Source organism: Acidobacteriota bacterium (assembly GCA_009691245.1).
Classification (GTDB): Bacteria; Acidobacteriota; Terriglobia; order 2-12-FULL-54-10; family 2-12-FULL-54-10; genus SHUM01.
This window is the reverse complement of record SHUM01000037.1, coordinates 17,547-35,665: the sequence shown is the minus strand read 5'-3', so window position 1 is coordinate 35,665 and position 18,119 is coordinate 17,547. Positions and strand designations below refer to the sequence as shown.

General features: G+C 59.6%; 21 protein-coding genes. 13 read left to right on the top strand and 8 right to left on the bottom strand.

Translation table 11 applies throughout. The features are described 5' to 3' along the window. Positions 1-156: 156 nt before the first annotated feature. Entirely contained in the window at positions 157-693 is a 537-nt protein-coding gene (locus EXQ56_10060) for a hypothetical protein (GenBank protein MSO20786.1), read from the bottom strand. A gap of 89 nt (positions 694-782) precedes the next feature. Beyond that, entirely contained in the window at positions 783-1,574 is a 792-nt protein-coding gene (locus EXQ56_10055; protein MSO20785.1) for an SDR family oxidoreductase, read from the bottom strand. Positions 1,575-1,852: 278 nt separating this feature from the next. Between EXQ56_10055 and EXQ56_10050 the strand changes: the two genes are divergently transcribed. From EXQ56_10050 to EXQ56_10020, 7 genes are all read left to right on the top strand, one after another. After that, the gene (locus EXQ56_10050) at positions 1,853-2,644 is read left to right on the top strand and encodes a cytochrome c oxidase subunit II (GenBank protein ID MSO20784.1); all 792 of its coding nucleotides are present in this window, start codon (positions 1,853-1,855) and stop codon (positions 2,642-2,644) included. Positions 2,645-2,807: 163 nt separating this feature from the next. After that, positions 2,808-4,556 carry a cytochrome c oxidase subunit I gene (locus EXQ56_10045; protein MSO20783.1) on the top strand — a complete coding sequence of 583 codons (1,749 nt, stop codon included), beginning with the start codon at positions 2,808-2,810 and terminating at the stop codon, positions 4,554-4,556. A 200-nt stretch (positions 4,557-4,756) separates the two neighbouring features. Beyond that, a complete protein-coding gene (locus EXQ56_10040; GenBank protein ID MSO20782.1) occupies positions 4,757-5,410 on the top strand; it encodes a cytochrome oxidase subunit III in 654 nt (217 codons plus the stop codon). Between the two features lie 50 nt (positions 5,411-5,460). Then, positions 5,461-6,096 (top strand): cytochrome oxidase subunit III, encoded by a 636-nt coding sequence (locus tag EXQ56_10035; GenBank protein MSO20781.1) that lies wholly within the window; start codon positions 5,461-5,463, stop codon positions 6,094-6,096. A 70-nt stretch (positions 6,097-6,166) separates the two neighbouring features. Then, positions 6,167-6,496 carry a hypothetical protein gene (locus EXQ56_10030; protein ID MSO20780.1) on the top strand — a complete coding sequence of 110 codons (330 nt, stop codon included), beginning with the start codon at positions 6,167-6,169 and terminating at the stop codon, positions 6,494-6,496. 20 nt (positions 6,497-6,516) lie between these two features. Further along, positions 6,517-6,789, top strand: a complete 273-nt coding sequence (locus EXQ56_10025; GenBank protein MSO20779.1) for a hypothetical protein — start codon at positions 6,517-6,519, stop codon at positions 6,787-6,789. 181 nt (positions 6,790-6,970) lie between these two features. Beyond that, on the top strand, positions 6,971-8,905 hold the full coding sequence (locus tag EXQ56_10020; GenBank protein MSO20778.1) for a M28 family peptidase: 1,935 nt from the start codon (positions 6,971-6,973) through the stop codon (positions 8,903-8,905). A gap of 66 nt (positions 8,906-8,971) precedes the next feature. Here EXQ56_10020 and EXQ56_10015 read toward each other — a convergent pair whose 3' ends face one another. Genes EXQ56_10015 through EXQ56_10005 form a run of 3 tightly spaced genes read right to left on the bottom strand, consistent with a single transcriptional unit; the run spans position 8,972 to position 11,261 of the window. Next, positions 8,972-9,292 carry an XRE family transcriptional regulator gene (locus tag EXQ56_10015; GenBank protein MSO20777.1) on the bottom strand — a complete coding sequence of 107 codons (321 nt, stop codon included), beginning with the start codon at positions 9,290-9,292 and terminating at the stop codon, positions 8,972-8,974. Between the two features lie 23 nt (positions 9,293-9,315). Then, a complete protein-coding gene (locus EXQ56_10010; protein MSO20776.1) occupies positions 9,316-11,034 on the bottom strand; it encodes a sodium:solute symporter in 1,719 nt (572 codons plus the stop codon). Beyond that, positions 11,034-11,261, bottom strand: a complete 228-nt coding sequence (locus EXQ56_10005) for a hypothetical protein (GenBank protein ID MSO20775.1) — start codon at positions 11,259-11,261, stop codon at positions 11,034-11,036. Before EXQ56_10005 ends, EXQ56_10010 begins: the two co-directional genes overlap by 1 nt. A gap of 141 nt (positions 11,262-11,402) precedes the next feature. Here EXQ56_10005 and EXQ56_10000 point away from each other — a divergent pair, with 141 nt between their 5' ends. From EXQ56_10000 to EXQ56_09985, 4 genes are all read left to right on the top strand, one after another. Further along, the gene (locus EXQ56_10000; protein MSO20774.1) at positions 11,403-11,762 is read left to right on the top strand and encodes a TraR/DksA family transcriptional regulator; all 360 of its coding nucleotides are present in this window, start codon (positions 11,403-11,405) and stop codon (positions 11,760-11,762) included. Between the two features lie 217 nt (positions 11,763-11,979). Beyond that, on the top strand, positions 11,980-12,624 hold the full coding sequence (locus EXQ56_09995; protein MSO20773.1) for a ComF family protein: 645 nt from the start codon (positions 11,980-11,982) through the stop codon (positions 12,622-12,624). A 35-nt stretch (positions 12,625-12,659) separates the two neighbouring features. Further along, positions 12,660-13,256: an HNH endonuclease gene (locus EXQ56_09990; protein MSO20772.1), complete on the top strand. Its 597-nt coding sequence runs from the start codon at positions 12,660-12,662 to the stop codon at positions 13,254-13,256. Between the two features lie 50 nt (positions 13,257-13,306). Beyond that, positions 13,307-13,702: a hypothetical protein gene (locus tag EXQ56_09985; GenBank protein MSO20771.1), complete on the top strand. Its 396-nt coding sequence runs from the start codon at positions 13,307-13,309 to the stop codon at positions 13,700-13,702. 61 nt (positions 13,703-13,763) lie between these two features. Here the strand turns inward: EXQ56_09985 and EXQ56_09980 are convergent, their stop codons facing one another. The 3 genes from EXQ56_09980 to EXQ56_09970 all read right to left on the bottom strand — a co-directional run bounded on the left by EXQ56_09980 (position 13,764) and on the right by EXQ56_09970 (position 15,888). Further along, positions 13,764-14,753 (bottom strand): hypothetical protein, encoded by a 990-nt coding sequence (locus tag EXQ56_09980; protein ID MSO20770.1) that lies wholly within the window; start codon positions 14,751-14,753, stop codon positions 13,764-13,766. A gap of 2 nt (positions 14,754-14,755) precedes the next feature. Beyond that, entirely contained in the window at positions 14,756-14,932 is a 177-nt protein-coding gene (locus EXQ56_09975; protein ID MSO20769.1) for a SelT/SelW/SelH family protein, read from the bottom strand. 134 nt (positions 14,933-15,066) lie between these two features. Then, positions 15,067-15,888 carry a hypothetical protein gene (locus EXQ56_09970; GenBank protein MSO20768.1) on the bottom strand — a complete coding sequence of 274 codons (822 nt, stop codon included), beginning with the start codon at positions 15,886-15,888 and terminating at the stop codon, positions 15,067-15,069. Between the two features lie 338 nt (positions 15,889-16,226). Between EXQ56_09970 and EXQ56_09965 the strand changes: the two genes are divergently transcribed. Both EXQ56_09965 and EXQ56_09960 read left to right on the top strand, forming a co-directional pair. Beyond that, positions 16,227-17,030, top strand: coding sequence for a glycosyltransferase family 2 protein (locus tag EXQ56_09965; protein MSO20767.1), 804 nt, complete (start codon positions 16,227-16,229; stop codon positions 17,028-17,030). Continuing rightward, the gene (locus EXQ56_09960) at positions 16,987-17,949 is read left to right on the top strand and encodes a class I SAM-dependent methyltransferase (protein MSO20766.1); all 963 of its coding nucleotides are present in this window, start codon (positions 16,987-16,989) and stop codon (positions 17,947-17,949) included. The genes EXQ56_09965 and EXQ56_09960 overlap by 44 nt, the downstream gene beginning before the upstream one ends. The last annotated feature ends 170 nt before the right edge of the window (positions 17,950-18,119 follow it).

Below are 18,119 nucleotides of genomic sequence, written 5' to 3'. Positions count from 1 at the left end.
ATCCTCCGCGTGGCGTCCGATGCTCCAGGGACGTCGCGCTCTGCAATCAGAGCCCCGACCGCCAGGGAGGGGGCACGTCCAAAGGTTAGTGATAATCGGCGACTGTGCTCCCTCCCTGGCGGTCGGGGCTCTGATTAAAAAAACCCGGGGCGCGCGCTAATCCACGCGATTGGCCACATAGTCGGCGGGAAAGTTCGGCAGCGTCGAGGCCACCAGTTCGAGCACGTTGCCGTCCGGGTCCTCAAAGTAGAGGTAGCAATCGGAGTCCTCTTTGTGAGTGGCCGGGCCTTTCAGAATTTTTACCCGGTTGGCCTTCAGATGCTCGGCGGCCTGGTTCACCTCTTCCACAGTGGCCAAACGAAACGCGGCGTGATTCAGGCCCGCCACCTTGCGCGCATTTTCCGGCGCGGCGTTGGGAACCTTATAGAGGCCGATGTCGTGGAAGAAGAGGTTCTGGCCCTCGCGATACTGGCCCATGTTCAGCCACACGACGGCGTCGTCGTACGACCCCGAGACGGTGAAGCCCAATACGTCGCGATAGAATTTCAGCGACCGTTCGATGTCGGTGACATTGAACATGACGTGCGCGACATCGACGATCTTGATCATGACGGAGGCTCCTTGATGCAAACGGGTCCAGAAGAAAAATGTAGCACACGGATTCAACGAGGGACAACTTCGCAATGCTGTCATCCTGAGCGCAGCGAAGGACCTGCTGTTGTTTCCTTCGACGAACAGCAGGTCCTTCGCTGCGCTCAGGATGACAGCGTGCGGGGAACGCGCTAAATCAACCCCTTCACCACGCCGCCGTCGATCTGAATGGCGGTGCCGGTAACGTAGCTGGCGCGGTCGCTGGCAAGGAAGCAGACCAGGTCGGCGAACTCGTCGGGGCGTCCGAAACGGCCCAGCGGAATTTCCTTGGCGCGCTGCTGGATGAACTCCTCGAGATTCATGCCGCGGGCCTCGGCGCGCTTGCGCGACAGGTCCACGTTGCGGTCGGTATCGAAAGCGCCGGGGCAAACCGTGTTGACCAGGATGCCGTACTGCGCGAGTTCATTAGCGATGGATTTGGCGAAGCCCAGCACACCGGCACGCGCGGTGTTCGAGAGGATCAAGCCCTCCTGCGGCTGCTTGGCGGCGAAGGAAGTGATGTTGACGATGCGGCCCCACCGCGCGGCCTTCATGTGCGGCACGGCCTCGCGGCACAGGTTGACGGTGGAGAGCAGATTCAATTCGAGCGCCTTCAGCCAGACATCTTCCGCATGAGATTCAAACTGACCGACGGGCGGGCCGCCGGCGTTGGGGATCAGAATCTCCAGCTTGCCGAAGTGCTCGGCGACCTTCCGCACCAGCATCTTCACGTCAGCGAGCTTGCTGACGTCGGCGGCGACTGTGAACACCTCCGCTCCAGTCTCTTTGCGAATATCTTCCGCGGCCTTGGCCAGCTTCTCCGGCGTGCGCGAGGAGATGGCCACCTGCGCTCCCTCGCGCGCCAACAGCGTGGCACAGGCCTTGCCCAGTCCCGAGCTGCCGCCGCAAACCAGTGCGACACGTCCTTTAATTCCCAGATCCATGATGGTGTCCTCGCTGAATAGAAGATGACTAGAAAATGGTTAATTTGTCCGCCAGCCACGAATCGCGTGGAAGAGGTCAGGCCCGTGGCCGGTAGAGCAGATATTCTAACCCAGATTGCGCACCCGAACCTCTGAGATGAAGTGGCGGGTGAAGAAGCGATAAAGATTTTCCTTTTCACTGGCCCGTATTATTGCTAAAATCTTCCACTTTGGTACTCATTTGCACGGCAAGCTGTTTGGCGGACTCTAAAATTCCTGATTAGAACGGAGTGAAGGCTATGGCGCTTCTGCTGGCGCTGGCGATCACGGGCATTACGCTGGTTTCCATGTACTTCTTTAGTCCCGGCGGGGACTACTGGCTTCCGCCGTATATTTCCGAATACGGCGAGGCGTATGACAAGCACTTCCTGCTGACGCTGGCCGTCACCGGCGTCATCTTCTTCCTGGCGCAGATTGCGCTGGCCTACACGGTCTTCCGCTATCGCGGAACCGGCGGCAAAGCGCAGTACCTTCTGGGCAACCCGAAACTCGAACTGGTATGGACGGTGGCCGCCGGAGTGATCTTCGTGAGCCTGGTGTTCGCCGGGCAGAGCATCTGGGTGCGCGCCCACATTGAAGCGGCTCCCGCCGACGCCATCCAGATTGAGGTGTGGGGACAGCAGTTCGTCTGGGCCGTGCGCTACCCCGGACCCGACGGGCAGTTTGGCCGCACCATCCCCGCGCTGATGAAGGAATCAACCGGCAACGCGTTGGGCATTGATCCGGAAGACCCCGCGGGCAAGGACGATCTGGTGATGCCGGTGGTGGCCGTGCCGGTGAATAAGCCGGTGGAGATCATCCTGCGCTCCAAAGACGTGATCCACAACTTCTCGGTGCGCGAGCTGCGCCTGAAGCAGGACGCCGTGCCGGGCCTGGAAAACCGTCTGCACTTCACCGCCTCGCAAATCGGCAACTATGAAATTCCCTGCATGGAAATCTGCGGCCTGGGCCACTATCAGATGCGCAGCTTCCTGCAAGTGAAGTCCGAGGCGGACTACAACCAGTGGCTGATTGATTCCATGGTTCAGTAGCGGGTATCGTGCGGTAGCGGGTATATAGAAGCGCGCATCTTATACAGTCGTCATTCCGAGCGAAGCGAGGAACCTGCTTTTTGGCGGGCGGAGTGATGAAAAGCAGGTTCCTCGCTTCGCTCGGAATGACGACAACTGAAGTTGCAAGGCGAGGGAGAGAATTATGTCACAAGGGACAGCGGCGCATGGTTCAGCCGCCGCGCACGTGCATCAGGCGCCGACCGGATTCTGGAAAAAATATATCTTCAGCGTCGACCACAAGGTGATCGGCATCCAGTACTGGTTCCTAGCGCTAGCCGCGGTGTTCGTGGGCATGGGACTGTCGCTGTATATGCGCCTGCGACTGGCTTGGCCGAGCGGCGAGTTCCCGTTCTTCGGCGGCGCGCAAATGACGCCGGAGATGTACCTCGCGCTGGTTACCATGCACGGCACCATCATGGTCTTCTTCGTGCTGACCACGGCGCCGCAGGGCGGCTTTGGCAATTATTTCCTGCCCATCCAGATCGGCGCGGCCGACATGGCCTTCCCGGTTCTGAACATGTTGTCATTCTGGGTAACCTTCGTGGCCTTCGTGGTGATGGTCGCGGCCTTCTTCGTGGAGGGCGGCGCGCCGATTGGAAGCTGGGTCGCCTATCCCCCGCTCAGCGCGATTCCATCCGCCGGGCCGGGCCAGGGCATGGGCATGAACATGTGGATCATCAGCATCGCCATCTTCTGCCTCGGCGCGCTGCTGGGCGCATTGAACTTCATCGCCACCACCCTGGACATGCGCGCGCGGGGCATGTCCCTGATGCGTATGCCGATGACCTGCTGGGTGTGGTTCGTAACCGCGGTGCTGGGACTGCTGGCCTTCGGCGTGTTGCTGGCCGCCGGCATCCTGCTGCTGCTCGACCGCACGGCGGGCACCAGCTTCTTCGTCCCCGGCGGACTAGTCATCAGCGAGCAGTTGATCGATCACAAAGGCGGCTCGCCGATCCTGTGGCAGCATCTGTTCTGGTTCTTCGGACACCCGGAAGTGTACATCGCCATCCTGCCTGGGATGGGCGCCACTTCGCAGATTCTCGCGGTATTCTCGCGCAAGCCCGTCTACGGATACCGCGCCATGGTCATGGCCATGTGCGGCATCGGACTGCTGGGCTTCCTGGTCTGGGGCCATCATATGTTCATCAGCGGCATGAGCCCCTACACCTCGATGGTTTTTTCGGTGCTGACGCTTTCCATCGGCGTGCCCTCGGCCATCAAGACGTTCAACTGGATCGGCACCATGTGGGGCGGCCAGATCCGCTTCCACGCGCCCATGCTCTACGCCATCGGCTTCGTCTCTCTGTTCATCAGCGGCGGCCTGAGCGGCATCTTCCTCGGCCAGCCTTCGCTCGACCTGTATCTGCATGACACTTACTTCGTGGTCGCGCATTTTCATCTGGTGATGGGCGTGGCGGCCATCTTCGGCATGTTTGCCGGAACGCAGTATTGGTTCCCCAAGATGTTCGGCAAAATGATGAATGAGACCATAAGCAAGATCCATTTCTGGATCACCTTCCTGGGCGTCTACGCCATCTTCATGCCCATGCACTACATGGGCATCGTGGGCCATCCGCGGCGCTACGCGGAGACCTCCGGCGTGGACTTCCTGGCTCCGTTGCAGCCCATGCACGTCTTCATTTCTTATGCGGCGATGATCGTGATCGGCGCGCAACTGCTGTTCCTGTTCAACATTATCTGGAGCCTGGCCAAGGGGACCAAGGCCTCCGACAATCCCTGGGAAGCGACCACGCTCGAGTGGTCCGTCCCCTCGCCGCCGCCCTTTGACAACTTTGGCGGGCGTGTGCCGGTGGTCTATCGCGGACCCTATGAATACAGCCGTCCCGGCGAAGCGAAAGACTTCGTTATGCAAGACGAGCCGATGAAATAGCCGGCTCTCAAGTAGTAGTTGGATCTCAAGCTAGTAAGTGTCGTTCCAAGCGTAGCGATGAACCTGCTTTTCGCTTCGCCGCCACCACGGGCAAAGCAGGTTCCTCAGCCCGGCAAGATGCGCCGGGCTTTCGGAATGACGACGGGTTGCGTCAGTGGCTGTTGAGAAATAGTTGGCGGCTGTTGAGAAATCAGGAAACGATGGCAGAGCTACTCACAGAACGGCAACCGGCATTCGCCACGGGCGGAGGCGGGCTGCCCCCGAGCATCTCTGATGAGATCAACGATGGTGGGACCGGCCTGCCTCCGGGCACCGAGCGGCGCGTCTATCATACCGGCATGTGGCTGGCGCTGATCGCCATCTCCATGTTCTTTATCGCCTTCACCAGCGCCTACATTGTGCGCAGCGGATTGGGCGATGACTGGCAAGCATTGTCGCTGCCTCCGCTGCTCTGGTTGAATACGCTGGTCTTGCTGGCCAGTTCCGCTACGCTGGACGCCACGCGACGCGCACTGCTCGGCGGGCAGCGAGTAGCCTGCAACCGCTGGCTCATGGCCACCGTGATACTCGGCGCCGCATTTCTATTTGGACAGTATCGGGTCTGGCAAGACCTGGCCGCGGCCGGTGTCTTCCTGATTACCAATCCCAGCAGTTCGTTCTTCTATCTGCTGACAGCCTCGCACGCGCTGCACTTGCTGGGCGGGCTGGCCGCGCTTGGATATATTTCGATAGAGGCGCTGCGTTTCCGGCTGGGTCCAGCGAAGCGCACCCTGGTGGAAGTAACCGCCATTTACTGGCACTTCATGGATGGCTTGTGGATCTACATTATGTTGTTGCTCTGGCTGTGGCGATAAACATTATTTAACGTGAGTAATCTGACGCGGAGGTCAAGACAGTGTCAACAATTGAAACCGATGGCGTGGGAACTTCCGTATGGGATGGCGGCGTCTCGCCGTTCGGAATTCCGTCTAAAAAATTGTCGGTGTGGCTGTTTATCATCTCCGACGCCTTGACGTTTACGGTGCTGCTGATGGCCTACAGCTATCTGCGTGTCTCCAGCAAAGACTGGCCAATGGCGTTCCATTTCTATCCCAGCATCATTGTCTCCACGGTCATGACGCTGTTTTTGCTGACCAGTTCCATCACCATGGTCTTCGCCGTCTCGGCGGCGCAGCAGGGGCGCATGGCCGCTTCCTTCAAATGGATATGGGCCACGGTGGGCGGCGGTGTGGCCTTCCTGGTGCTGCACGCCAATGAGTGGCACACGCTGATCGAGGAAGGATTGCGCACCAACTCCAATCCCTGGGGCAATCCGCTGTTCGGCGCCACGTTCTTCACCATCACCGGCCTGCACATGCTGCACGTAACCATCGGCGTGGTGGCATTGATCGTTATTTCACTCGGCTATAAGTCGGGCAAGTACCCGGCCGACTATGTCGAGATCACCGGCTTGTACTGGCACTTTGTCGATCTGGTGTGGATGTTCGTTTTCCCGTTGATCTATTTGCTCTCGGTCGCGCCCTCCGGCGCGGCACATTAAAGACCCTACGACTGCGGTTCATTGGAAACGCAATTCGAGAAACGCAATTCGGTCCAAGGAGAATGGAACCATGAGCGGAAATCATGCAAGCGAGCACGCCAGCGAACACCACGGCGGGACCACCAAGTGGTTCATGACGGTATGGGTAGTGCTGTTGGCGCTGACCGCCGTCGAGGTATTTCTGGCCTACATCCATCTGCCGGTGGGGCTGATGCTGACCATCCTGCTGGCTCTTTCGGTAGGCAAGGCGGCGATGATCATCGCCTACTTCATGCACCTGCGCTATGAGCGCTTCAGCCTGGTGCTGACGCTGATCCCCATGTGGATGATGTGTACGCTGCTGATGCTCGTCTTCTTCCTCGACAGCTTCCGAATTCAGGAATGGGGCTGGCCGCGCTAACGGGCCACTGTATCTGCCCAATGTATATACCCAAAATGACGCGCCTATGCCAATTCGTGTTCGTCTGGTTGCTGGGGACGCTGCTGGCTTCCCTGCCCGCCGCGGCGCAGTGCGTGCTCTGTTACAACACGGTGGCCGGAGCCGGAGCGCGCACCATCAGCGTGATGCGCGTCGCCATTCTGATTCTGATCGTCCCCACCCTGTTCATCTTCGGCGCATTGGCGTTGATGCTCTACCGCCGGCGCAAAACTCCGGGCGGGGAAATCAGCGTGATTCCCGCGCACAATTCATAAGTTGGTCATGCTGCAGGTGTCATCCTGAGCGCAGCGACGAAGGACCTGCTTTTGCCATGCACGCAGACCAACAGCAGGTCCTTCGTCGCTGCGTTCCTCAGGATGACGCAGCGAAGCACTGGCCGCCGCCGCTCACAAATCCACTTGGTAATCGCGCGTCCTGCCTGTATCCTTCTTAGTTATGGCCTCATTTTATTCTCCTAAAACAGCAACCCTAGCTAAGCTGGCGCTGATCTCCACACTGCTGCTCGCGCCGCTCTCCAACACAGCCGCCGGCCCCCCCGCCGGTCCTGACGCCAAGCCCGTCGTGCAGGCCGACCGCTGGCTGGCCGATGCGCGCCATCTGTCCAGCGATCAGATGAAGGGGCGCGGCGACGGTATGCCGGAACTGAACAAGGCCGCTAATTACATCGCGCAGGAGTTCCAGAAAGCGGGCCTGAAGCCGCTTACCGGCGGCTGGTTCCAGCCCTTCCACGTGGTGGTGGGCGCCGACCTCGGCAAGCAGAACAAACTGGTGATGACCAATAGTAAGAAGATCAGCTATCGCCTGCGCCGCGACTACACACCGCTGGGGTTCTCCGGCACCGCCAACGTGACCGCCGGCGTGGTCTTCGTCGGATATGGAATCGTCGCACCGGAGTATCAGTACGACGATTACGCCAACCTCGATGTGCATGGCAAGGCCGTGCTGGTGCTGCGCCACGAGCCGCAGGAGGCCAGCGACGCAAGTGTTTTCAGTGGCCGCCGCATGACGCGCCACGCCGAATTTTTGAGCAAGGCGGTTATCGCGCGCAATCACGGAGCCGTCGCGCTGATTGTGGTGAATGATCCGGCGAACCACGCCGGCGCGGGCTCCGGAGATAACGACAAGCTGGTGCCCTTCGGCGAAAGCACGGGGCCGGGCGACGCCGGCATTCCCGTCATTCAGGTGAAGCAGGCCGTCGCCGAGGCGTGGCTGCGCGCGGCGGGCAAGTCGCTGCGTGGACTGCAATCGGCCATCGACGCAGACCTCTCCAACCATTCGTTCGTCCTGCCGGATACTCTGCGGCTACAGGTTTCCACCGAGGTGAAGAAGCGCGATGCGGGGCTGAAAAACGTGGTCGGGTTCCTGCCGGGCAATGATCCCAAGATGCGCGACGAGGTAATCGTCATCGGCGGGCACTACGATCATCTCGGCCTGGGCGACAACGGCAGCATGGCGCAGAATCTGCGCGGGCAGATCCATTACGGCGCCGACGACAACGCCTCCGGCACGGCGGGAGTGATGGAGTTGGCGCGGCTGTTCGTGGCTGAGAAATCCAATCGCCGCTCACTGCTGTTCATGGCCTATGCGGGCGAGGAGATGGGTCTGCTGGGCTCGGCGCATTACGTCGCGAATCCCATGCTGCCGCTGGATCGCACCGTGGCCATGTTGAACCTCGACATGATCGGACGCGCCAAAGGGAACAAGCTCTACATGGGCGGCGTGGGCACCTCTCCGGATTTTCGCCGCATCGTGAGCGAGGAGAACGTCAACGCATCCAATTCTGCTGCGAATGGCGCCGGGCCGGGCTTCGATATTGATTACAACGACTCTGGCTACGACGCGAGCGACCACATGTCCTTCGCGCGTCACAATATTCCCGTGATGTTTTTCTTCACCGGCCTGCACTCGGACTATCACCGCCCGTCCGACACCTGGGACAAGCTGGTGCCGGAGCCCACCGCGCGCGTGCTGAATCTGGCGGCAGGCATCACGCGGCGCATTGACTCGAACGACGCGCGCCCCGTCTACACGGCGGTCGAGCGTCCACGGCGCGGCCAGGGACAACCACAGGGGCAAGGAGATCAAGGCGCGCCATCGAGCGGCTACGGAGCCTACTTCGGCTCAGTCCCCGATTTCGGCCAGTCCGTTGCAGGAGTGAAGTTCGACGATGTGCGTGCGGACTCTCCCGCCGCCAAGGCCGGCCTGAAGGCCGGCGACGTAATGATCAAGTTCGACGGCCAGACCGTGAATAACCTCGACGAATTCTCCTACCTGCTTTCGGGCAAGCGCCCCGGCGACACGGTGGACGTGGTGGTCCAGCGCAACGGCCAGGAAGTTTCAGCCAAAGTAACACTCGCCGAACGCCCGTAAGAACTTAGACTAAAGTGGCGTGTCGAATAATTGTACATGGACTTGTAGAAATCCCTATCAATCGCTCTATACCAGTGCGATAACGCGGTCGAAGCCGGGCTTGCGCTCGGCGTGCAGACGCAAGCGGATGTCACAAGCTGCGGCAATCTTTTCCAACATAGCCAATGAATGTCCGGTATACTCCGCATCTTCCAATCGTGCGATCACGGATTGCTTGGAGCCGATTATTCGGGCAAGCGCGGACTGAGTCAGCCCAGCTTCTTCTCGCATTTCGCGGACCAGCAAAACCAGATCAATCTGCTGTAACGCTGCGGTGAATGCCTTTGCAAATGCCGGGTTGCCGCGCGATTTGCGTCTGACCAATTGATAGTGTTTGTCATTTTTCATCGACTCATCTCCCTGCAGAATCGTTAAGTGGCGGAAATGCGGTTTGATTTGGAGAAGCTGCTGATCGTCAGGCCCACGGCGACCACTACTACGCAGCCCACCACGTTGTACAACAGGAAGGAGATGGTGGACAGTTTGCTGGTGGCCAACACCGCGATCTCGCCGACGATGAGGCCGATGAAGGCGCCGTTGGCGGTGGCGCGCTTAAAGGCGAAGGCCAGCACGAACACGCCCAGCAGTGATCCGTAGAAGAGCGAGCCGACCATGTTGATGGCCTCGATCAGCGAGCCGAGGCTGCCGCCGAAGAAGGCGAACGTAGCGGCGTAGATGCCCCAGAAGACGGTCGAGAGTTTGGAGACGGTTACGTAGTGCCGGTCCGTCGCGTCGCGATTAATGAAGCGCCGATAAAGGTCGATGGTGCTGGAGGTGGCCAGCGAGTTCAGCTCCGCCGAGATGGTGGACATGGCCGCGGCGAAGATGGCGGCCATCACCAGACCAATCATGCCGATGGGGAAGTATTTCATGACGAAGGTCAGGAAGATGTAATTGGTGTCGTCGTATTCGGCCCCGCCGTTGACCTGCTTGAGCAACTCGACGCCCTTCTGGCGCGACTCCAGTACGGCGGCGTTGGCGCGGCGCAGGTCTTCGGGTGTCAGCAGACTGCTTCCCATCGCCGGAGTTACTTCGGCATTTTTCTGTAGTACAAGAGCCTCCGAAACGATTCGCCGCTCAGTGAGCGATTGCTGGTACTGCTGCTCGACCACGCTCAACTGCTGCGCGATCACCGGATCAGCGGCCTGCTGCAGGCGCGCCGACTCCACGCGATTGAAGAGCATGGGCGGCGCTTCAAACAAATAAAACGCGAAGACCATCGCGCCAGTGAGCAGGATGAAAAACTGCAATGGCACTTTGGCGATGGCGTTGAAGATCAGGCTCAGGCGGCTGTGCCGAATGGATTTTCCTGTCAGATAGCGCTGGACTTGCGACTGGTCGCAGCCAAAGTAGGATAGCGCGAGGAACATGCCGCCGATCAGGCCGGACCAGATGTTGTAGCGATTATTAAGGTCAAAGGAAAGATCGACGGCGTTCAGCCGGCCCGACACGCCCGCCAGATACAGCGCATCGCCGAACGAAACATTTTTCGGAAGCAGCACCACCGCCGTGGTAAACGCCGCGATGACGCCGAGGAAGATCAGCAGCATCTGCTGCACATCGGTCCAGGTTATTGCCTTGATGCCGCCAGGTACGGCGTATGCGAGCACGATCACGGCCATGATGACCACCGTGAAGCGCTCCGGCCAGCCCATGATCACCGACAGCACCACGGCGGGAGCGTAGAGCGCGAGGCCCGCGCCGAGTCCGCGCTGGATGAGGAAGATGATGCAGGCCGCGACGCGAGTCTTGGCGTCGAAGCGGTTCTCGATGAACTCGTAGGCGGTAACCACGCCCGAGCGGTGGAACATGGGGACGACAAACGCCGCGATCAGGATCATGGCCAGAGGCAGGCCGAAGTAAAATTGCACGAAGCGCATGCCGTCCGAGTAGCCCTGGCCAGTGGTGCCGATAAAGGTAATGGCGGAGGCTTGGGTGGCCATGATCGACAGGCCCATGGCCCACCAAGGCATGCTCTTGTCGGCGAGCAGATACCCCTGCACGGTATTGCTGCCGCGGCCTTTATATAGACCGTAGCCGACAATGCCCGCCAGGGAAGCCAGCAGAACCAACCAGTCGATCCAACTCATTATGTGATCCTGTAGGCGCGCGTGAATAGGTAGAACAGCGTGATAAGCGTGGCCAGGTATCCGACGATGGCGGCGTAGAGACGAGGCCAGGTCCCGCAGAACGGCGGCGGCTCGTCTTCCTCACGCACCGGCTCACTCACCGGTCCATTCGCCAAATGAACGGGCGCGGGCGGAACGGGCATCTTGCCGCCGCGGTCTTTGTTGCCATGGCTGGATTTCTGGCGCATCGCCAAATCATATCACCAACGCTGTTCCTTTCCGGAGCAAATCTTGACACTCCCGTTTCGAGTTCGCTAGTATTGAATGATAGGTTCAAAGCGAGAGAATTCTCTGACGTGTGGCGGAGATTCAGTTAGAAGCGACTTTAAATGGACAAGAGAAAACTAGAGATGTACAGGACGCGTCTGATTGAGCGTAAGGAACAGTTGCAGGCAATCGTCTCGCGCACAGAGCACGATGGGCGCGAGGCCGACGGAGAGGTCGTCAACGACGTTGCCGACAAGGCCTCCAACTCCTACAACAAGGAGTTCCTGTTTAAGAAGAGCACCGACGACCGCTTCATCATGACGCTAATACAGGAAGCTCTGAATCGCATGAAGGACGGCTCCTATGGCACATGCGTCCACTGCGAAGGCGAGATGCAATCGAAGCGCCTGGAGGCTGTACCTTGGGCGAGGCATTGCATCGAGTGCCAGGAAAAGCAGGAGCAGGGCCTGCTGACCGGCTAGTTGGATTAGTAGCTGGCGGAACTCAGGAGGTCGCGCCTTCTCGGTACCCATCGCGTTTGCTCCGCATCGTCAACCCCGCTTCCCGCGCCTGCGGGCAGTGATTCATGCGCTGGTCGATCCTCTATCGACTTTGCTAATTCCTTCTCTCTGCCGTGTCTGCGATACACCACTGGACGCCATTGATGCTGTTCCTGTCTGCCACCCTTGCTGGGAGCGCGTGCAACCCTACGACGGATTGGAGTGCGAGCACTGCGGACTGTTTCTGGGTTCCACGCTGGGCCTGCACGGCACGGAGCTGTGCGGATTGTGCCGCCGCGCATCGTACTCATTTGATCAGGCCCGCAGCTTCGCGGAGTATGACGGCGTGCTGGGTGACCTGATCCGTCGCTTCAAATACGATGCCTGGTTTCCACTGGCCAAACCACTGGCACGCTGCCTGCAGGAGGCTTCCGGTCGTTTCGCGACTGGCAGCAAATCGCCGATCCAATTTGATTTAATCCTTCCCGTGCCCCTGCACCGCAATCGCCAGCGCAAGCGCGGCTTCAATCAGGCGCAGTTGCTGGCCGAGAATCTTTCGCGACTGAACGGGGTGCGCGTCGGCGGCCGGGATTGCGTGCGCATGCGCGACACCCCTCCGCAGACGGGACTGCGCGGAGCCGAGCGCAGGAAGAATGTCCGCGGCGCATTTGCGGTGCCCGAACCAGGGCGCGTGAAAGGTGCGTCGATACTGTTGATTGATGATGTGCTGACGACGGGCGCGACACTCGACGCCTGCGCGGCGGCGTTGCGTGAAGCGGGCGCGGCGCAGGTACGGGCGCTCACGCTGGCCCGCGCGCGGCCCGGCGCAAGAGATATTGTATAATCGGCCTGAGGCTGGTCCGCTGAAATAATTGCCGAATGCGCGCCACGGCACGAACGGCAATGGACGCCTATACGAGTAACGGCGAGAAATCCAACGAGGCCTACAAGGATAAAGTCGCGATGCTACAAGCACCCGTGCTGGTCCTGAACGCAACGTATGAGCCGGTAAATGTCTGCGGCGCGCGCCGGGCCATTGTGCTGATCCTGAAAGGCGCGGCGATGGCGGAGGAAGTTTCCCTCGACGTGATTCGCGCCACCTCGCGCTCACTGCGCGTGCCTTCTGTGATCCGGCTGATTGAGTATCACCGCATTCCCTATCAGTCGCGCGTGCTGTCCCGCAAAAACATTCTCATCCGCGACCGCTATACCTGCCAGTACTGCGCCGAGACACTGCCCGCCTCCGCGCTGACGCTGGACCATGTGCTGCCGCGCTCACGCAGCGGCAAGTCAACGTGGGAAAATCTGGTGGCCTGCTGCTACCTCTGCAACAATTACAAAGGCAATCGCACGCCCGAGCAGGCCCACATGAAGCTGCTCAAACAGCCGCGCCCCTACAATCTGCACACCAATCGTCACCTGATGCGCCTGATGGCGAACACCGATTCCCGTTGGCGCAAATACCTATTCTTCTAGCGTTGTGGTCTGACATCCGCAAACGTTTCCAGAAACGAATGGAGGCGGCCATGCCTTACGAAATCTCATTTCTTAAGCTGGTGAAAGTTCAGGATGAAGATGCTTACATAAACGAATGTTGCTATGGAGGCGATGTAGTCTCGGACCAACTGCTTCCATCGATCCGTTCCACCTACTCAAAAGTTGAAGCCGACCAGGAAGATTGGGGATGGTTTATTTGGTTCCGTGATGGAGCGGTTTCTCTCAGTGTCGATATTTTTTGTGATGAGCCCGAGGCTGGCGCATTTCGCATTCACATTACTTCGAGAAAGACACGGTGGTTCATGCCATCCTGCATCGTGGACACGCCGGAACTTGAAAAGCTTAAAGACTTGATCGCAGCGCGGCTCAACAATTGGGTCGGGTCGCCCGTTACCATCGTGCCCTTGAACAAGAAGTATCTATAGACCGTCGTCAGAGTCGTAGTAAAACTGAGCAAAGCTTTCGCTAGGGATGTTGTCCGCTCCACTACTGGCGCGGCTCGGATGCGGCGGCCATTATGCGATCCAGGGCCTGCAGCGCGGCGGGTTCAAGCTTGGGTCGGCAGGCGACGTCCATGCGCGCCGAGGCCTCCAAGGCGCGCTGTGCGTATTCACGGGCCATCTCCAAATTACCCATGGCTTCCGCTTCGAGCGCGGTGAGCAGCGCGAATAGCGCGTTGTCGGGATAGGCGTGAACGAGCGGGACCAGCAGCTTAACGGCCTCCTCGTGGCGCCCCTCCCGGACGCCGATGATTCGCGCCAGCTCCCAGCGCGCTTCCGGACTGAACAGATTGCCGGTATCCGCCGCGGCGTGGAGCTGCGCGATACCGCGTTCCATGTTGCCGCCGGGGATGAACAAGAAAAACCTGAAAAACTTGATGAGCGGCGAGAGCGAGTCGGCGTAGTAGTCATAAATGCCGAGGCCAACGCCGGCATCGTGAGCCAGCGTCGGATCGAGCGCGACGGCCTTGAGCAGCGCCTCGCGCATCTGCTTACCCTCCCGGCCCGAGGGCAACATCTGCTCGCGTAGCGTATGCAATCTCGCGCGGAAACCGTGCGCGGTCCCCTCATAGAAGAGCGCCTCAGCGGAAGTCTCCGGACTCCGTTTCATTTGCGCGCTGAGCTCGAACACCTTGTCCACGGCGCGCGCGAACGGTTGATTCAGAGGGCTGTCGGGAGTTTCGGAGAAATGCCAGAGTTCTTTTGCATTGATGTGCCCGGTCTGGCAGAAGATGAGATCGAAGTGAGCCTGGGCCTCCAGCAGTGGCGGCAGCGGGTGCGCGGGGAATTCGCCTGCGAGATGGCGGGCCGCCTCCAGCGCTTTCGAGTAATGGCCATTGCGAAGTAATTCAAACCCGGAGAGGACTGGCGGGGGAACCTCGATGGGAGCAGCGGTGAGGTTGGCGACCCCACCAGTGATAAGCGCGGTGCAGCACGCCAGCCACAGCAGGAAGCGACGCAGCGGCAGAGTGGACATGATTACTTGTGAGTCTTCAACTCGGCGATGATGTCGCTCGCTTCCGGGAAGCGATGCTCGGCGAGCTTCGAGAAAATTTTCTGCGAGTTGACGAATACTTCGAAGCGCCCGTCGCTGAAGGGTTTCAGCTCGAGCTGCGAGATGCGCTGCTTGAACTCCACCAGGATTTTCTGCGTCAAACTGACGGCTGTAGGTTCGTAGTTTCACTTCGAGCAGTATTCAATGAGAATGTGCATTCGCTGCTGGTCCTTGGCTGATGGTCCTTGGTTAATGCGCCAGTGAATCGGCAAGGCCATCGCGCCGCTACACGGCGCTAACGCGGCGGCTGTTTCGGGTAGTCCTGTATGCTGCCATGCACGCCGCCCTGCATCTCCTCCACTTTCACCACCACATCATCTTCAAAGGTTACAAAGATCATCCTAAGCGGCGGCTTGCCGTAGATCCAGTCTTCCTGCTCGACGCCGTCCTTGGTCTCACGCACCTTTTGATCGGGTGGCCCCATGGACAATCGAACTACGTCCATGGACATGCCTACCTCGGCCTTCTTTGCCTCCACGGCTTCCTTGAATTCCTCCGGCACCACAACGTTCATCGACTGCATGGGATTGACGGGAGTGAAGTCGAGCACCGTGTTGAGCATGGCCTTCAGCTCGTCCACGGTCAGGTCGGGGAGCTTTCCATTAAAATCAATTGTGATATACGACCCGACAGCCTTCTTGCCGTCCTGCCGGCTGAGCGGCGTGGTGTTCGATCCCATGCCCACTTCGATACGGTCGGTCCACTTGGTTTTCTTCTTGCCGCCGCCGTTGATCTCGAAGAGGATTTCTTTGTCGCGGAAGGCGATGGCGGTAATCTGCACCAATTGATTCTGCTGGGCGGCTGAACCGTTCTGCGCCATCTCTCGGGTAAGACTCTCCTGATCGATCTCGCCTGCGGTGGAAAGCTCGACGCCCTTTTCGCCCAGCGGCAGCGCCACGCGCGTCGTGCAATATTCCGCGATCAGCCCGCGCAGGATGGCCATGCGCGATTTGGGCGTCAACCCCTCGGCGGCACGCAGGGACGTTGCGCCAAAAACAGAAAGCAATAGAATGGCGGAAACAATAACGAGCAAACTCCGGGACAACTTACCAGACATCGTTTGTCCTCCTGCCCCATAGAAAATCCGCTGCGCCGTGCGGAATCAACAGCCGACGTGCCAGCCGCCTTCTTAGGCAACATTGTAAGGCTGCCTTGTTATGCCGCCTTGTAATGATAGTCCAATTCTATCGCCGAACGAGTCGCCGGGCAACGGGAACTGTTGGTAGTCATTTACCCGACCGCATGCCACTAGCCCCGCGAGACACCAGCTTTATCATCTGGAACGCAAACGTGCTAGATTAGGGACTTTCCGGACCGGGCATGGCATGGGCGATCCCCCGGTGAGTTAATGATAAAATCATCGCGGAGCAGCGTGCGATAACCATGATGGAAACCATGACTTCACCGGCCACCAATTCGACTTCCACCGCCGCGCCCGGCGTCGCCTCCAGTGCCATTGCGCCGCAGCCCGCAGGAGGCAGGACCATCGTGGTTATGCCCGCGTATAATGCGGCGCGGACGCTCGAGAAAACCTACTCCCAGATTCCAGCGAACAGTTACGACGAAATCATTCTGGTGGACGACGCCAGCTCTGACAACACATTTGATCTGGCCAAGTCGCTTTCCATCCATGCCATCCGCCATCGCAAGAATCGCGGCTACGGCGGTAATCAGAAGACCTGCTACACCAATGCGCTGGCGCGTGGCGCGGACTATGTGGTGATGCTGCACCCGGATTATCAGTACGATCCGACCATCGTACCCGAGCTGGTCGCGCCTCTACGCGCCGGTGAAGCCGACGTGGTGATGGCTTCGCGCATGATGGGCGATCCGCTGGCCGGCGGGATGCCCCTGTGGAAATACGTCGCCAACAAGTTTCTTACCGGCATTGAGAATCTCGCCCTGGGCACGCGCTTCACGGAGTTTCACTCGGGATATCGCTCCTTTAGCCGCCACGCGCTGGAGATGGTGAACTTCGAGGCCAACTCGGATAATTTCGTCTTCGACAACGAGATCATCGTGCAGATGCATCTGAAGGGGCTGCGCTTCAAGGAGATTCCCGTTACCACGCGCTATAGTTTTGATTGCTCCTCGGTCCGGTTCGGCCAAGGCTGTATTTATGGCCTTGGAATCCTGAATACCATCATCAGATACTTTGTCCATCGCACAGGCATCCATCGTTACAAACAGTTCCTCTAGGACACCGTCGCGCTGTCCGCTGTGCTCCGCGCCGGGCCCGTTCACGCGGCCTCCCGCGCCGCCGCCCTTTCATCTCTATGATTGCGGCGCGTGCGGATTGGTGTTCCTGCACCCGCTGCCCACGGATACGGAGCTGGCTTCCTATTACGACCAGAGCTACTACGGCGAAGGTCGCAAGAAGTTCTCTTCCGTGCTGGAAGCGGCCATCCGTCAACTGACGGTGTTCAAGTGGCGGCGACTGCGGCCCCTTCTGACCGCAAGCCAGCGCATGCTGGACATCGGCTGCGGGCGCGGCACCATGGTGCGGCTGGCGCGCGCCGAGGGCCTGGAAGCCTTCGGCGTCGAGCGCGACTTTCCGCATGGCGAACCTTATCCGCACATGCATTACAAAGACTTGTTTGACTGTGGCTTCCCGGACGGACATTTCCAACTCGTCATCCTCTGGCACGTCCTGGAACATCTGGCCGACCCCGCACGCACGCTGGCCGAGGTCTATCGCATCCTGGCCCCCGGCGGATGGTTTTCGCTCGCCGTCCCCAACTACGGCGGAGCGCAGGCCGAGGCCTCCGGCGCGCATTGGTTTCACTTGGACCTGCCGCGCCATTTCTGGCACTTCCGCCCGGCTACGCTCAGTCGTTTGGTGGAGCAACAGGGTTTCCGCGTGACCGGGACCAGCACCCTCTCCTTTGAATACGACTGGTTCGGCACGCTGCAAAGCTGGCTCAACAGCGGCATCAGCGATAACAACGGCCTCTACGAAGTGCTGAAGGGTGCCCAACCCATGACGGCGGCCCCCTCGCTGGCGCGGCTGGCGCTGGCCACGGGGCTGGCGGCGCCGGCGCTAAGCAGCGCAATGTGGAACGCCTCGCGCGGGCGCGGCGGGACGCTCTTCCTGCTTTTGCAAAAGCCCGCGGTTTAACCAACCGAGCCGCGGCCTGGCTGACTCAAACTTGCCAATCAGGACCCAAAATCCTGCTTGACAAGCGACCGGACGTGGGCGTTAAATGGGTGAAACTAAAGTTAGTTGGGCAAGTTACGATATACGGACGCGTGGGTTAAGAAGCAAGTGATAGCAGACAATTTTTCATC

Excerpts from the sequence above, each read along its gene's own strand:
- EXQ56_10060 (MSO20786.1), bottom strand. The coding sequence starts at position 693 with ATGACAGCATTGCGAAGTTGTCCCTCGTTGAATCCGTGTGCTACATTT.
- EXQ56_10055 (MSO20785.1), bottom strand. The coding sequence starts at position 1,574 with ATGGATCTGGGAATTAAAGGACGTGTCGCACTGGTTTGCGGCGGCAGC.
- EXQ56_10050 (MSO20784.1), top strand. The coding sequence starts at position 1,853 with ATGGCGCTTCTGCTGGCGCTGGCGATCACGGGCATTACGCTGGTTTCC.
- EXQ56_10045 (MSO20783.1), top strand. The coding sequence starts at position 2,808 with ATGTCACAAGGGACAGCGGCGCATGGTTCAGCCGCCGCGCACGTGCAT.
- EXQ56_10040 (MSO20782.1), top strand. The coding sequence starts at position 4,757 with ATGGCAGAGCTACTCACAGAACGGCAACCGGCATTCGCCACGGGCGGA.
- EXQ56_10030 (MSO20780.1), top strand. The coding sequence starts at position 6,167 with ATGAGCGGAAATCATGCAAGCGAGCACGCCAGCGAACACCACGGCGGG.
- EXQ56_10025 (MSO20779.1), top strand. The coding sequence starts at position 6,517 with ATGTATATACCCAAAATGACGCGCCTATGCCAATTCGTGTTCGTCTGG.
- EXQ56_10020 (MSO20778.1), top strand. The coding sequence starts at position 6,971 with ATGGCCTCATTTTATTCTCCTAAAACAGCAACCCTAGCTAAGCTGGCG.
- EXQ56_10015 (MSO20777.1), bottom strand. The coding sequence starts at position 9,292 with ATGAAAAATGACAAACACTATCAATTGGTCAGACGCAAATCGCGCGGC.
- EXQ56_10010 (MSO20776.1), bottom strand. The coding sequence starts at position 11,034 with ATGAGTTGGATCGACTGGTTGGTTCTGCTGGCTTCCCTGGCGGGCATT.
- EXQ56_10005 (MSO20775.1), bottom strand. The coding sequence starts at position 11,261 with ATGCGCCAGAAATCCAGCCATGGCAACAAAGACCGCGGCGGCAAGATG.
- EXQ56_10000 (MSO20774.1), top strand. The coding sequence starts at position 11,403 with ATGGACAAGAGAAAACTAGAGATGTACAGGACGCGTCTGATTGAGCGT.
- EXQ56_09990 (MSO20772.1), top strand. The coding sequence starts at position 12,660 with ATGCGCGCCACGGCACGAACGGCAATGGACGCCTATACGAGTAACGGC.
- EXQ56_09985 (MSO20771.1), top strand. The coding sequence starts at position 13,307 with ATGCCTTACGAAATCTCATTTCTTAAGCTGGTGAAAGTTCAGGATGAA.
- EXQ56_09980 (MSO20770.1), bottom strand. The coding sequence starts at position 14,753 with ATGTCCACTCTGCCGCTGCGTCGCTTCCTGCTGTGGCTGGCGTGCTGC.
- EXQ56_09970 (MSO20768.1), bottom strand. The coding sequence starts at position 15,888 with ATGTCTGGTAAGTTGTCCCGGAGTTTGCTCGTTATTGTTTCCGCCATT.
- EXQ56_09965 (MSO20767.1), top strand. The coding sequence starts at position 16,227 with ATGACTTCACCGGCCACCAATTCGACTTCCACCGCCGCGCCCGGCGTC.